Origin of the sequence: Thermoactinomyces sp. FSL K6-2592 (genome assembly GCF_038006465.1) — a bacterium.
Classification (GTDB): Bacteria; Bacillota; Bacilli; order Thermoactinomycetales; family Thermoactinomycetaceae; genus Thermoactinomyces; species Thermoactinomyces vulgaris.
In genome coordinates this window covers 1,383,174-1,397,075 of sequence record NZ_JBBOVH010000001.1, presented here as the reverse complement: position 1 = coordinate 1,397,075, position 13,902 = coordinate 1,383,174, and the positions used below count along the sequence as shown (strand labels likewise).

The following is a 13,902-nucleotide window of genomic DNA, read 5'->3' as shown; positions in this document are numbered from 1 at the left end:
TCCGCCATGGGCTACGATCAACCGGCTCGGGCTGTCATTCAAGCAATCCAGCTTTCATCCTCATTCACAACCTTTCATCTCGCCACTCAGTCGCACGATGGCAGCTTCGTGACTCGTGACTTTACCAACATGCTACACTCCCCTTCGGGTTTCCCCTCCGGATCAGTTGGTAGATGATGGGTGTTTTCCGCGTCCCTCACCCACTGCCTTGCCAAGGGCAGATTCCCTATAAGTCCTTATGGGCGCACAAACATCTCGTAAAAATCGCCTAAACGAAAAAATAAGAAGGCATCCGGATATTGTGCCTTGATCGACAAGTATTGCTGAATCATCGGAGTATATTTTGCCAAAGTTCTCTGCCTCCGTTACAATATTTTTCACTGCAATATTTTAACATGAATCGAGGCACCGTCCCACTTTTCCATTATTTTTTCTTCTGGTAAGGCGGCAGTTTCCACACTTTTCGAATATCTTGCGATTCATTCCAAGTCGATCCCGAAGTCAGGTATTTGTAGAATTTATCCAGATATTCCTTATGCCGCCCATAATAAGGGCACTTCTTCAATTCGCTCCACAACACGGGCAACCACTTGGCCAACACCTCTTTATCCCCCTGATAATACGCTTCTTGGACGTCTTCCTCGTCCAGCGGATAATAATTGAAATACCGGTAGTGGATGGCAATCAACTTGGCCACGACAAAGACCCCTTTGGTCAGGGTGGGGGAAATCAGCCAACTGGGTAACGTCCGGTATTCAAACCCGCCGTGGTCCTGATATCGAAAATCCCCCAAAAACCCGTACTTGGGACGGCGCCCGATCCCCTGCGGATCTTCCACGATTGCCAAAAATAACGCCAAATAGTTGTCCAAAGCCCGCAACAATTTAAAGTTTGGTTGAACACCGCTAAAGTGGATATGCCCTCCCAACGGGAAAGCATGGTGCGGCAATGCGCCGGCCAGCCATTTTGCCGGGGCACGCCCTGTTTTTTTGGCTGCGTACAACAACCCTTTAAAGATGTTGATGACCAGTGCGCGCGGATCCGGAGTCGGCTCCGGCCGGATCTCCACAAGCGGCTTTAAGGAACGGTTTTGGTTCATCCAGATCGCATCGCACCCGACCCTCCCTTTCACTGGGAAATATCGGGATGCCATCAGCAATCCCCCGGACCTTCCTTCCATGATAAACTCCGGATCGGCTCCCAGCACCACCTGGTTCCAAGGAATGGCCGGAAGATTTACACACTCTTTCACATATTGCTGTACGGCTTTCACGAAGCTTTGTTTCATTTCTTTGTTTAACTTGGGATCACATACCACCTGCCGGACAAAATATTTCCGGTTGGGCCCCACGGCCAGTCGCACCAGTCCGTAATCCAATCCCAACGCATACAAAGCCCGGACGGCCCATTCTTTGATTTTCCGCACTTCCCTCGACGGATCCTGCAAAGAGACCCGCCGGAAACTGTTTTTCCAATTCCTCTTTTGCTCCGCCAGCCAAGCCCCCTGTTGACGGGAACAATAAACCGCCAACACATTGGTTTGGAAAACAGCGACCATGTACTCCCGCAAGACCAGATGATGATGGGAATGCACGGGAACCCCGTGCATCCTTAAGATCCGGTGGCAAGCCGAAGGATTTTTTGTCCTTTGGACATGTCTTTCATCATTTAAAATCAAAACCGGCTCAGACACGGCCACCGATCCGCTCTTTTCCAGATGAATGGTTGAGGCGAGTCTTCCTTGTTGTTCAATCAAAAGATTTTTGATTGATTGCTGATTGTTAAAATCCATATATGGAAGGGTGACGGCTCCCATAACCTTTCCCCTTTCTGTGCATCCCACTTTCCGTCAAGAGCATTATGATCTATATTATGTCTCGGCTTCTCAATTGGTTAAATGTTGTTTCGGATCCAAAAACAAAAAATAAACTGCTGACTGGGTGCCAGCAGTTCCCGAGGAATATCCGTTAATCAATCTTCCAGGTCATCAATGATCAGATCCGGATCCAGTTCATCAAAAGAATCTTCATCCACATGTTCTTCATAGCTTCCCGCCAAATCTTTTTCATCAGTTTCTGCATATTCTAACGGATAGACCGGTACGCAAATCTTCGTTTGCCCAACCATTTCAACCGCAAATTCTTTTTCAACCCGGACGACAATGCCATCTGCGATTCCGTCCGTGTGTGAAGCGATGGAAGCTTCCACACAGTTGGGAGCCTGCGTCACCGTGGCACTGACGGTAACGGTGGAGTCACGGGTGTTGCGGTCATAATAGCTCAGCGGGACTTGCTCGGTGTAATAAACGGTTTCTTTAATCACATCGGTTTTGGTGTTCCCTTTGGTGGAATACCAGATATTCACATCGTACTTGCCGCTGACTTCCACGGCTTCTCCTACTTTTGTGCATTCGTACTGATGATTAATCACCCATGCCCCCAAGATCGTATGGATATTTTCCGGCGGCTTCACTGTGTGCGTGGACTGTAAAAATCTGCGTCCTTTTCCGCATACAGCCTTGGTAATAATTTGTCGGTATTCCATGGCTCTATCTGGATATGACACCATACTTCCCTCCTCCAAGCATCATTCAATAACAAGTGTATGCAGGGCAACTGTCTAGGGTGCAAAAAAACCCCCGGGAAATCATCCCGGGGGAAAATTTTTTTACCGCGAACAACCACAAGGCCCGCCACTTCCACATCCCTGCCGGATTTCACCACCGGTTTCAACGGAAACTTTTTTGGAAACAGTGGTGCCAATCACTTGCTGGATGGTTTGCAAAAGATCATTCACACCCACTTGCGTCTGCTGATACTCCCGGATGATGGGGAGGTTCTCCAGTTCCTGATTCAACTGTTCCAGTTCTTTTTCCAAGATGCGGGCATATTTGGTTTTCTGATAATGCTTGGCATGGACCAATTCTTTTTGCTTTCGCTTGATGGTGTCAATATAATTTTGGACGGTCTTGCTTTTTTTCACCTGCTCTTCCGCGGCACGAAACCGTTGGATTTCTTCGCTTTTTAAAATCAAGTCCGCAAATTGCCGGGCTTGCACCAACACGGGATGGTTTTCAAACGAAGTGTACATTTTACCCTCCCACTTTCGTCAGAGGTTCCTCTTCCACCCAAACTCCTTTTAACGTCCAGGTTTGCGGTTCATCGATCCGGACATGGGCAAATTTCCCGATCAGATGCTTCGGTCCCGTGAAATTCACCAGCTTGTTGGTACGGGTCCGTCCCGATAACACATCCGGATTTTTCTTGCTTGTGCCTTCCACCAAAACTTCCACCACTTGGCCGCGGAGAGCTTCATTTTTCCGGCGGCTGATTTCGTTTTGCAGATCGTTCAAACGTTGCAGTCGTTCTTTTTTCACTTCCATTGGCACGTCATCTTTCATTTTGGCGGCCGGCGTTCCCTCACGCGGTGAGTAAATAAACGTAAACGCCGAATCAAACTCCACTTCCCGGACAAGGGACAGCGTTTCTTCAAATTGTTCTTCGGTTTCTCCGGGGAATCCCACAATAATGTCCGTGGTCAACACCACATCCGGGATGGCTTCTTTAATTTTGCGGACCAATTCAAGGTAAGACTCCCGGGTATATTTGCGCGCCATCAATTTCAAAATTTGCGAGCTTCCGGATTGAACCGGCAGATGAATGTGCTCGACCAGATTTCCGCGTTTGGCCAAAACTTCGATCAGATGGTCATCAAAATCGCGCGGGTGGCTTGTCGTAAACCGGACACGCGGAATGCCGATTTTACGGACATCATCCATCAAGTCGCCAAACCGGTAATTGATATCGGTGAAATCTTTTCCGTAAGCATTCACGTTTTGTCCGAGCAAAGTCACTTCCTGATAGCCTTTGCGCGCCAGTTCGCGAATCTCATTTAACACGTCTTCGGGACGGCGGCTGCGTTCTTTCCCCCGTGTATAAGGAACAATACAGTACGTGCAGAATTTGTCGCATCCGTACATAATGTTGACCCAGGCACGCAGTCCGTCTTCACGCTTCTTGGGCATGTTTTCAACCACATCGCCCTCTTTGGACCATACTTCCACAACCATTTCCTTGCTGAATAAGGCGTTTTGCAACAAGACCGGCAAACGGTGGATATTGTGTGTGCCAAAGATTAAATCCACATGCTGATAACTTTTTAAGATCCGGTTGACGACCACTTCTTCCTGGGACATGCAACCGCAAACCCCGAGGATTAAATCCGGGTTTTCCAACTTCAGGTGTTTGAGGCGTCCCAATTCGCCAAACACTTTATCTTCTGCATTTTCGCGAATGGCACACGTATTCAGCAAAATAATATCCGCTCGATCTTCCCGTTCTGTCCGTTCATAGCCCATTTGTTCCAGAATTCCGGCGATCGTTTCGCTGTCATGAACATTCATTTGGCATCCGTAAGTTTGAATCAAATATTTCTTTCCTGCGCCGACCCCACGCATATTTTCGGGAATCTGATCAAATTGTATCACTTCCACACCCGACTTCCCCCGCCTTTTGGCGGCTTTCAGATCGGGTGCAACAAAATATTGGCTGTAATCTTTCTCTTTTCGTTCCATTTCATCCACCCTTTCTGGTGAGATTGCTTCTATAATGAATAAATCCATGATTTCGAAGGCTGAACACGAATACTGCAATTTTCTCATTATACACGATGAGTGACATGTGTTCAATAAAGATCCTCGGATGATTCTCCCCCATTATAACATGTTGTTGCGAATTTCCCAGCCGGGGAAAATGAATTTTAGCGAATTGTTTGTGTTGCAAACTTGTTTATTTCAAAACACCAATCAATCAAGCCGGATCTCCCTCATAAAGAGAAATCCGGCTTGACCCTCAGTTTTCTTTGAAATGAACTTTTCCATCAGCCAAAGATGCAATTTCCACCAGCGATTCCACTCGAATTCCCTGCTTGCGAAGATTGGAGCCGCCGGGCTGAAAAGATTTTTCAATCACCGCCCCCAATCCGGCCAACCGGGCCCCTGCCATGCGGACCACTTGAATCAAACCTTCTGCCGCTTGTCCATTGGCCAGAAAGTCATCAATCACCAATACCCGGTCCTTTGGGGTTAAGAACTTTTTCGCCACCACCACGGAAGTCGTCTCTTGTTTGGTGTATGAAAAAACTTTGGCTTCATAATAGGAATCCTTCAATGTCAGCGATTTTTTCTTCCGGGCGAAAACCACGGGAACGTGCAATGCCAATCCGGTCATGACAGCCGGCGCAATGCCCGACGACTCAATGGTTAAAATTTTAGTGACGGATTCATCTTGGAAACGCCTGGCAAACTCTTCCCCGACTTCCCTGATCAAAAAAGGATCGATTTGATGATTCAAAAATGCATCCACCTTTAAGATGTCATCGGACAGCACCAATCCCTCTTTGACAATATACTCCTTCAGTTTCTGCAAACGCTCTCCCCTCTTTCCATCGGCTGATTCAAAACCGTGCTTGTCTCTCCATGATAATGGATGACCGGCCCAAACAAAAGCTACAAATCGACCGTCATGCCGGAATAAGCGGTTTGGCAAACACCGTCAAACACCGCCATGGCTTCCTCCTTCAGGTGATCCGGATCATACCCGGGATACAAATGGGTCAAGATCAACTGCTTGGCCTTGAGCCGGCCGGCAGCAAGCCCGGCTTGTCTGGCCGACAGATGCCCTGTTGGTTGATCCGGCAAATCTTTATGTAAAAAGCTTGCTTCACAAACAAACAGGTCAGGGCTTTTCCCCATCTTTTCCCAATCTGTCTCCGGGCCACTGTCTGCCCCGTACAAGATGGTGCGTTTACCGTCATGGATCCGCATGGCAAAACAAGGGACGGCATGATCGGTGCGGAAAAATTGCACGGTCAACCGCCCGCCCAAATGAATTTTCATCCCTTCCCGGATCCCGTTTCGGTCAATCTCTGTTTTATAACGCAACTTTTCAAACCAACCGGCCGGTTTCTCCGGTGACCAGACCGCAAGGGGGTGTTTCCTTTTCCCTTGTTTTCGGGCGGTCATGACCGCGTACTGCAAAACAAAAAAATCAACGATATGGTCATGATGCAAATGCGACAACAAAACGGCATCCAACGCTTCGATGGCGATCCGTTCGACCAGCCGGGCCAGTATGCCGCTGCCGCAATCAATCAGGATTTTTTTCCCTTCCGCCTCCAACAGATAACCGGGAGTCCCACCTCCCGGCGCCGGATAAGGGGAATGGCAACCAAGCACCGTCCATCTCATCAGGCATCCTCCTTCGCATTCCATTATCACAACAAACTCTCTCCGTCCATTCCACAAAAAAAGCTGTACAGACATTAGTCTGCACAGCTTTTTTACTTTATGCAAATTCGGCAACCAATTCTTCGAAGTCTTGTTCGGAAATTTTCAGCTCTTGTTTTGCCAACGGCTCTTCTTTAAAGCCTCTGATCACGGATTCATAGGAGGGTTGCTCTTTGTTTTGGTAGATGATTCCTGTGACCAATCCTTGATGTTCCATCAGTTTTTGCATGGCCATTTGTCGGTCGGATGAATCATAATCCGGATCATCATCCAAGCTGACCAGATTTTGTTTGAAAAAGTCATACGTGTTGATTTTGTTGTACGTTACACAAGGGCTGTAAACATTGATAAAGGAAAATCCTTTATGCTTGATCCCTTCTTCGATCACACGGGTTAATTGTTTCAGGTCACTGGAAACTGATTGAGCCACAAAACCGGCTCCTGCTGTCAGCGCCATTTCCATTGGATGAATGGGTGCTTCAATGGCACCTTGCGGCGTGCTTTTGGTTTTAAATCCTTTTTCGCTTCGTGGAGAAGTTTGGCCTTTGGTTAATCCGTATACCTGGTTATCCATGACAATATAGGTGATATCCACATTCCGGCGAATGGCATGGATGGTGTGCGACATCCCGATGGCGAATCCGTCTCCATCCCCGCCGGCTGCAACCACCGTTAAATCGCGGTTAGCCAGTTTCAACCCTTGTGCAATCGGCAGCGCTCGGCCATGGACACCGTGAAATCCATACGCATTAATATATCCGGAGATCCGTCCGGAACAACCAATCCCTGAAACAACGGCTACTTCATGCGGCTCCAAACCGGTATTGGCGAAAGCGCGCTGCATGGCGGCCAACACGGAAAAGTCACCGCAACCGGGACACCAGTTGGGTTTTACTTTATTGCGAAAATCTTTAAACGTGGCCATGGACCAACAGCTCCTTACATTGATGATAAATTTCAGAAGGTAGGAATGGGTTTCCGTCATATTTTCCAAAGTGAACCAGTTTTTCAGCCATTCCTACATACATTTTGATGACATTGGTTAATTGTCCTGTAGCGTTGTTTTCAACAACCAATACTTTTTTCGCTCTGTTCATTTGCTCCCGGATGATTTCCGTCGGGAACGGCAACAATTGGCGAATGTGTGCATGGTTGATTTTCAAGCCTTCTGCTTCTGCGCGCTCTTTCGCTTCGGAAATCGTGCCGCGGGTCGAGTTGAATCCGATAACCAAAAGATCGGCATCATCGTGCGGAGCATCCAGGTAAACCGGTGTGTCAAAATCGATGCCGTTTTTCAGTTTCATGAGCCGTTTTTCCATCATTTTTTTGCGGTTTAACGGTTTTTCCGACGGACGTCCGGTTTCGTCATGCTCCACTCCGGTCACATGGTGCAACCCGTTTTTCTGTCCTGGAAGAACCCTTCTGGAAATGCCATCCTCAGTCAGTTCATAACGCAAAAATAATTGGGAAGGCTCCAACTCCGGAAGCTCTTCATCCCAGGAAACCAGCTTTCCGCGTTTAATTTCAATCCGGTCGTATTCCAGCGGCTCAACGGTTTGTTTCCCGAGCGACATCGCCAAATCCGACAGGATAATCACCGGGCATTGATACTGTTCCGCCAGATTGAACGCCTGAATGGTATCGTAGAAGCATTCTTCGGCTGTGCTCGGAGCAATGACAATTTTCGGGATTTCACCGTGGGTGCTGAACAGCATGGACAATAAGTCACTTTGTTCCTGTTTGGTCGGAAGACCGGTACTGGGCCCGCCACGCTGCGTGTTCACGATCACCGCCGGCGTTTCGGTCATCCCGGCCAGCCCAATCGCTTCGGTCATCAGTGACAATCCAGGCCCTGCTGAAGCCGTGAGAGCACGAACACCACCATAGTTGGCCCCGATCACCATGGTGATCGCTGCAAGCTCGTCTTCTGTTTGAACTACCGAACCACCAAATTTCGGAAGTTTTTTGATCAAATACTCCATGATTTCTGAAGATGGGGTAATCGGATATGCAGCCATCAACCGGGCTCCCGCTGCAATCGCCCCCAGTGCAATGGCGTCATTTCCGATCATATATAACCGCTTTTTCCCGTCAGAAGGTTCCAAGCGAAATCTTGTTATTCCATCACCAAGTTCGCCTTCCGCATGCTCGAACCCTCTTGTAATCGCTTCCATATTCCTATCTACCACTTTTTGGCCTTTCCGTGCGAACCTTTCTTCAATCACTTCTTTAAAAGCATCCGCCGGAATGCCCAACAATGCAGCCGAGGCCCCGACAGCCACCATGTTTTTCATTTGGGACATTCCGATTTCTTCGGCAATCTTGGTAAACGGAATCGCAAGAAGGTTTGCGTTTACTCCTTCCGGAACGGTTGGATTAAACTTGGCATCGGCCAAGATGACCCCGCCCACAACCAATTCATGAGCATTCAAGTCAATGGATTCTTGGTCAAATGCAACAAGTATATCCAGCTCGTCGGAAATGGAGCGGATTGGGTTTATGCTGATACGAATCTTGGTGTTGGAGTGACCACCTTTAATTCGTGAAGAAAAATGTCTGTACCCGTATAAATAATACCCTTTTCGATTTAAAGCTGTTGACAAAATCTCTCCTGCACTGTCAATACCTTCCCCTTGTTGTCCGCCCACTTTCCACGAAAGCTGCTTAACCAATGAACTCATCTCCTTTAATACTGCCACACACTACACAATATTAAAATAACTATGAAAGATATCAACTCTTCACAAAGAAAGGAATAAAGCCAACTTTGTGCTGAGTGATAGCATTTTCATGTATCATTCTAGACCTGTATGGTATAAAAAGCAACCGTTTTAAGTTCTCTATCTTTCCAATTTTTCTTTTAATGTTGCAAAAAAAGACCTAAGTAAAAAAAAGATCATTTTTGCTAAACTTTTTTCGGCTTTATGACGGTAAATGATTTAAGTAAAAAGCACAGGCATTTTCCCATGCCCATTTCCTCACCAATGACTCAGGGTAACGGCGCAAAAGCGCTTCTTTCAACCAGTATATATCCCTGTAATTATGTAAATTTTTAATTTTCAAACGGATCCCGTCAAAATCCGATCCAAAACAAAGATTCCGTTCGCCTCCCAGGCTGCATACATGTTCGATATGTAACAAAAGATGATCGATGGTGGCTTCCTTTTCACAAGGATATGTAAACGATGGAACAAAGGTGATCCCGATCAATCCGCCTTTTCGGATCAGCGCCTGGATTTGTTCATCTTCCAGATTCCGCGGATGAGGGGCGATTTTCCGGCAATTGGAGTGAGAAGCAAGCACCGGCAAATCAGACTCCATCACTTCCCAAAACCCTCGCACCGACAAATGGGAAACATCCAAAATCATGCCCAGCCTTTCCATCTCGGTGATCACTTTTTTTCCGAAGTTCGTCAATCCTCCGTTCCGTTCCTCTTCAATGCCGTCCGCCACTTCATTGGCATGGTTCCAAGTCAACCCCAACTGGCGCACACCGAGGCGGAAAAACAGCCGCAGGAAGGCAAGTTCTCCATGCAAGGCGTCGGCCCCTTCCATCGCCAACAGTGCCCCCATCCGATCCGGGGCACATTTTTTTAACGCTTGTTTCGAACCGACAAAATGAACCGCTTCTTCTTTCCTGATAATCTGTTCATAAAACAAATCCACTTGTTTCAATGCGACTGACAACCGGTTTTCTCTGGGTACCGAATCAGGTACCCATATCGCAAAAACCTGCAAAGCCACCAAGGCTTCTTTCAGATGGTGATAAGAACTGTCCAACCGGGAGCGGGGGTCATAAAAAGAATGGTCTTTCAAATTTCGCCACATTTTGCTTAACACATCGCAATGCCCATCCATCCATTGCATCTTGTTCACCCTTCCATTTAAAAAAACCTGTCTATATAAATAAACAGGTTTTTTTGAATATATCGACCAATTTCCCTAACGAGGTTCCACAATCAGTTTGATCGCGGTCCGTTCTTCACCATCGATCATAATATCGGTAAAAGCAGGAATACAAATCAGATCAATCCCACTAGGCGCCACGAATCCTCGTGCAATCGCAACCGCTTTTACAGCTTGATTCAGCGCCCCTGCGCCAATTGCTTGCATCTCTGCTTGACCACGTTCACGCAAGACTCCGGCGAGTGCACCAGCAACAGAATTCGGATTAGATTTTGCTGAAACTTTTAATACTTCCATGTAGGTACCTCCTCGATGGTTGGAGTGAATCCACTACTATCCTATTCGACTCGCAAGTAAAAATTCCTTCCAATTTGCATAGATAGGAGTAAAAAATCATAAATAAATTTATTCTATTTCAACCGATAAGCGGATGCTCCGCATCAATACGAATCCTCGTTAATTTCGTGGCTTTTTTGGTTTGTTTGTCCAAATCGATCAATACAGCATTAAATTGTTCTCTTCCTTTTGCAACAGAAAAGCGAACAGGCATTTGTGTGATAAACCGCTTCACGACTTCCTCTTTTTTCATCCCGATCACGCTGTCATACGGGCCGACCATCCCCACATCCGTCAAATAACCCGTTCCTTTTGGCAAAATTCGTTCATCTGCCGTTTGCACATGCGTGTGCGTCCCGATCACCGCGGAAACTTTCCCATCCAGGTAACATGCCAATGCTTGTTTTTCCGACGTGGTTTCCGCATGAAAATCGACCAATATATACGGGGTTCCTGAAATCCGGCTCAAAATTTCATCCATTTTTCTGAACGGACAATCCAATGGTCCCATATACGCTCTCCCCATCAGATTGACCACAACCACTTTTACGCCTTTTACCGTCAGTAAAACATGGCCTTTCCCGGGCGTCCCCGGCGGATAATTGGCGGGACGGATTAAAAACGGCTCCTCATCGATAAAATCAAACACCTCGGACTGCGCCCAAGCATGATTTCCCAATGTGACACAATGGATTCCCAGATCCATCAGTTCCCTCAGGATGTCCCGTTGAATTCCCCGTCCGTTGCCCGCGGCATTTTCCCCGTTTGCCACAATCACATCGGGCGAGTACATTTGGTTTAATTTAGGCAAATAATTGGCGACCGCTTGTCGCCCCACTTGTCCAACAATATCACCGATCATTAAAATTCTCATCAGTACAAATAGCCTCCAACTCCGCTAAGATGCTTGAAAAAATAAAGCGGCCGCAAGGCCACTTTATTTCGCATATTCGACCGATCTTGTCTCTCGAATCACCGTCACCTTAATATGGCCGGGGTAATCCAATTGACTTTCGATCTGTTTGGTAATTTCTCGGGATAAACGGACGGCTTCCGCATCATCGACTTCATCCGGCTTCACGATGATCCGACATTCACGCCCTGCTTGAATTGCATATGATTTTTCCACGCCGTCGAAGGAATCGCAAATCTCTTCCAATTTCTCCAAGCGCTTGATATATGCCTCCAATGTTTCCCGCCGGGCTCCGGGTCTGGCCGCCGAAAGCGCATCCGCCGCTCTGACCAAGACAGCAATCACACTCGTCGCTTCACAGTCTCCGTGATGAGAAGCAATGCTGTTGATCACCACGGGATGTTCTTTATATTTTTTCGCCAATTCGACGCCAATATCCACATGGGAACCCTCGATTTCGTGGTCAATGGCTTTTCCGATGTCATGAAGCAAGCCGGCCCGTTTCGCCAGATGAATGTCTTCACCCAATTCCGCGGCCAACAAACCAGCCAGATGCGCAACCTCCATGGAGTGCTTCAAAACGTTTTGCCCATAACTGGTACGGAATTTTAACCTGCCGATGATCTTAATCAGATCCGGATGCAATCCGTGCACGCCGGTTTCAAAGGTGGCCTGCTCTCCATATTCACGAATCCGTTCGTCCACATCCCGGCGGGATTTTTCCACCATCTCTTCAATCCGGGCCGGGTGAATCCTTCCGTCAGCCACCAGTTTTTCCAACGCCACCCGCGCCACTTCACGGCGAATGGGGTCAAATCCGGACAAAATCACGGCTTCCGGCGTATCATCAATGATCAGGTCAATTCCCGTCAACGTTTCCAACGTCCGGATATTCCGGCCTTCACGCCCGATAATGCGGCCTTTCATCTCATCATTGGGTAAATTCACTACGGATACGGTCGTTTCCGCAACATGATCCGCCGCGCAACGTTGAATGGCTAAAGACAAGATTTTCCGTGCACGCCGGTCTCCTTCATCAATCGCCTGTTGTTCCATCTCTTTCATGATTTGAGCCGTTTCGTGTTTCATCTCATTCTCGACTTTAGCCAGAATCAACTGACGCGCTTCTTCCGTGGTAAGTCCGGAAATCCGTTCCATCTCTTTGAGCTGTTCCTGGTATAGCCGGTCAATCTCCCGCTGACGTTCATCAATATATTTCTCGCGTTTGGCCAGTTCTTCCTCACGCGATTCCAAATTTAATTGTTTTCGTTCCAGTGTTTCTTCTTTTTGGTCAAGACGACGCTCAATCCGCTGTAATTCATTCCTCTGCTCACGAATCTCTTTTTCCGCTTCGGTGCGCAATTGATGGATTTCATCCCTGGCTTCAAAGATTTTTTCTTTTTTGTTGGCTTCGGCTTCTTTGTTCGCCTTTTCCAGAATCTCGGCAGCTTCCTTCTCCGCACTGCCGATCCGGGCTTCCGCCGTCATTTTGCGTATCCAATAACCCGCACCGATTCCGACACCGAGAGAGGCAAACATCAGAACGATGTCCAATCCGTTAAACACCATTGGATTCACCGCTCACCTCCTCTGTTTCTGTTTACAAAATAAGACCGATGAACTCGGTCTTCTCACGCTCGTCCTCACTCATTTTTTGCTATACCAGGTCAAGGCTGGAAAACCAGCAAACATTTTCAAATTCCTTCAGGTTTCTATTCCAAACTTACTTCGTCAGAAGGTATCTTCCACCGTTAAAAAAGGCAAAGATACAACTAAATTGTATTATTTATACAGTATTGTTGTCAAGATTCCGGCTGCGCTCCACTTCCGACTTACCGGATGACAACCGCACGTAATAGGCCGAATCGGCCGATTCCGTCAGATGCGTATTGTGCGTGACAAGAATGATTTGCCGGCCGAACGTTTCCCCGACCGATTTTAAAAACTCAATCATGGGGACGATATAATCTTCACTCACATGTTTTCCGGGTTCATCCAAAATAATCGGCCCTTGGACACGGGGCTTGATCGTTTCCATGAGCGCAATCCTGAGCGCCAATGAGACAATGTCGACGACACCGCCGCCGCGGGCATCCTGTGGACGGTTTTTCACTTCCTGTTCATCCCACTTCGAAACCACATAAAATTCCGCCGTCGGATTTCCGCCATGATCCGAGAGCTCAATTTGAAAACGAAACGTCGAACCGAAGACATACTTCAAGGCATTGGTCACCAGCGTTTCCAATTGTTGCTTTGCCTGTTGGCGGGCATAGTCTGATGACAGTTGGAACAAAAGACGCACCCGGTCCAACAGATCACGGTGCTCCACGCTTTCTTTCAACCGGGTTTCCGTCTCATTCAACTGACGCAAATGCAGCTCTTTTTCCGCTTTTCGGCGCAACAGTTCATCTCTTGCTTCTTTCAAAGCCTGTTGCAATTCCTCAAGTGATGTGTCTTTCAT

General features: G+C 47.5%; 13 protein-coding genes and 1 pseudogene. All 14 read right to left on the bottom strand.

Annotated features, from left to right (window positions below):
* Positions 1-248: 248 nt before the first annotated feature.
* Positions 249-350: pseudogene (locus NYE37_RS13995) on the bottom strand (hypothetical protein); the annotation flags it as partial.
* Between the two features lie 74 nt (positions 351-424).
* Complete coding sequence (locus tag NYE37_RS07280) at positions 425-1,816, bottom strand: putative amidoligase domain-containing protein (protein WP_049720189.1); 1,392 nt, start codon at positions 1,814-1,816, stop codon at positions 425-427.
* 155 nt (positions 1,817-1,971) lie between these two features.
* Positions 1,972-2,568 (bottom strand): outer spore coat protein CotE, encoded by a 597-nt coding sequence (cotE, locus tag NYE37_RS07275; RefSeq protein WP_037996865.1) that lies wholly within the window; start codon positions 2,566-2,568, stop codon positions 1,972-1,974.
* 99 nt (positions 2,569-2,667) lie between these two features.
* Complete coding sequence (locus tag NYE37_RS07270) at positions 2,668-3,090, bottom strand: RicAFT regulatory complex protein RicA family protein (protein WP_049720190.1); 423 nt, start codon at positions 3,088-3,090, stop codon at positions 2,668-2,670.
* Between the two features lies 1 nt (position 3,091).
* The gene (gene miaB, locus NYE37_RS07265; protein WP_037996866.1) at positions 3,092-4,573 is read right to left on the bottom strand and encodes a tRNA (N6-isopentenyl adenosine(37)-C2)-methylthiotransferase MiaB; all 1,482 of its coding nucleotides are present in this window, start codon (positions 4,571-4,573) and stop codon (positions 3,092-3,094) included.
* A gap of 277 nt (positions 4,574-4,850) precedes the next feature.
* Positions 4,851-5,426 carry a xanthine phosphoribosyltransferase gene (locus NYE37_RS07260; RefSeq protein WP_049720192.1) on the bottom strand — a complete coding sequence of 192 codons (576 nt, stop codon included), beginning with the start codon at positions 5,424-5,426 and terminating at the stop codon, positions 4,851-4,853.
* An 80-nt stretch (positions 5,427-5,506) separates the two neighbouring features.
* Positions 5,507-6,247, bottom strand: a complete 741-nt coding sequence (locus tag NYE37_RS07255) for an MBL fold metallo-hydrolase (protein ID WP_037996871.1) — start codon at positions 6,245-6,247, stop codon at positions 5,507-5,509.
* Between the two features lie 97 nt (positions 6,248-6,344).
* Positions 6,345-7,211 carry a 2-oxoacid:ferredoxin oxidoreductase subunit beta gene (locus NYE37_RS07250; RefSeq protein WP_037996873.1) on the bottom strand — a complete coding sequence of 289 codons (867 nt, stop codon included), beginning with the start codon at positions 7,209-7,211 and terminating at the stop codon, positions 6,345-6,347.
* Positions 7,198-8,958 (bottom strand): 2-oxoacid:acceptor oxidoreductase subunit alpha, encoded by a 1,761-nt coding sequence (locus NYE37_RS07245; protein WP_037996875.1) that lies wholly within the window; start codon positions 8,956-8,958, stop codon positions 7,198-7,200. Before NYE37_RS07245 ends, NYE37_RS07250 begins: the two co-directional genes overlap by 14 nt.
* A 250-nt stretch (positions 8,959-9,208) precedes the next feature.
* Positions 9,209-10,153: a dipeptidase gene (locus tag NYE37_RS07240; RefSeq protein WP_037996878.1), complete on the bottom strand. Its 945-nt coding sequence runs from the start codon at positions 10,151-10,153 to the stop codon at positions 9,209-9,211.
* Positions 10,154-10,228: 75 nt separating this feature from the next.
* Complete coding sequence (locus NYE37_RS07235; RefSeq protein ID WP_037996879.1) at positions 10,229-10,489, bottom strand: stage V sporulation protein S; 261 nt, start codon at positions 10,487-10,489, stop codon at positions 10,229-10,231.
* Positions 10,490-10,607: 118 nt separating this feature from the next.
* A complete protein-coding gene (locus tag NYE37_RS07230) occupies positions 10,608-11,402 on the bottom strand; it encodes a TIGR00282 family metallophosphoesterase (RefSeq protein ID WP_037996880.1) in 795 nt (264 codons plus the stop codon).
* Between the two features lie 63 nt (positions 11,403-11,465).
* Positions 11,466-13,010, bottom strand: a complete 1,545-nt coding sequence (gene rny, locus NYE37_RS07225) for a ribonuclease Y (RefSeq protein WP_037996936.1) — start codon at positions 13,008-13,010, stop codon at positions 11,466-11,468.
* A gap of 217 nt (positions 13,011-13,227) precedes the next feature.
* Entirely contained in the window at positions 13,228-13,902 is a 675-nt protein-coding gene (locus NYE37_RS07220; RefSeq protein ID WP_037996881.1) for an ATPase, read from the bottom strand.

Excerpts from the sequence above, each read along its gene's own strand:
- NYE37_RS07280 (WP_049720189.1), bottom strand. The coding sequence starts at position 1,816 with ATGGGAGCCGTCACCCTTCCATATATGGATTTTAACAATCAGCAATCA.
- NYE37_RS07230 (WP_037996880.1), bottom strand. The coding sequence starts at position 11,402 with ATGAGAATTTTAATGATCGGTGATATTGTTGGACAAGTGGGGCGACAA.
- NYE37_RS07250 (WP_037996873.1), bottom strand. The coding sequence starts at position 7,211 with ATGGCCACGTTTAAAGATTTTCGCAATAAAGTAAAACCCAACTGGTGT.
- NYE37_RS07220 (WP_037996881.1), bottom strand. The coding sequence starts at position 13,902 with ATGAAAGACACATCACTTGAGGAATTGCAACAGGCTTTGAAAGAAGCA.
- NYE37_RS07270 (WP_049720190.1), bottom strand. The coding sequence starts at position 3,090 with ATGTACACTTCGTTTGAAAACCATCCCGTGTTGGTGCAAGCCCGGCAA.
- NYE37_RS07255 (WP_037996871.1), bottom strand. The coding sequence starts at position 6,247 with ATGAGATGGACGGTGCTTGGTTGCCATTCCCCTTATCCGGCGCCGGGA.
- NYE37_RS07240 (WP_037996878.1), bottom strand. The coding sequence starts at position 10,153 with ATGCAATGGATGGATGGGCATTGCGATGTGTTAAGCAAAATGTGGCGA.
- cotE (WP_037996865.1), bottom strand. The coding sequence starts at position 2,568 with ATGGTGTCATATCCAGATAGAGCCATGGAATACCGACAAATTATTACC.
- rny (WP_037996936.1), bottom strand. The coding sequence starts at position 13,010 with ATGGTGTTTAACGGATTGGACATCGTTCTGATGTTTGCCTCTCTCGGT.
- NYE37_RS07235 (WP_037996879.1), bottom strand. The coding sequence starts at position 10,489 with ATGGAAGTATTAAAAGTTTCAGCAAAATCTAATCCGAATTCTGTTGCT.
- miaB (WP_037996866.1), bottom strand. The coding sequence starts at position 4,573 with ATGGAACGAAAAGAGAAAGATTACAGCCAATATTTTGTTGCACCCGAT.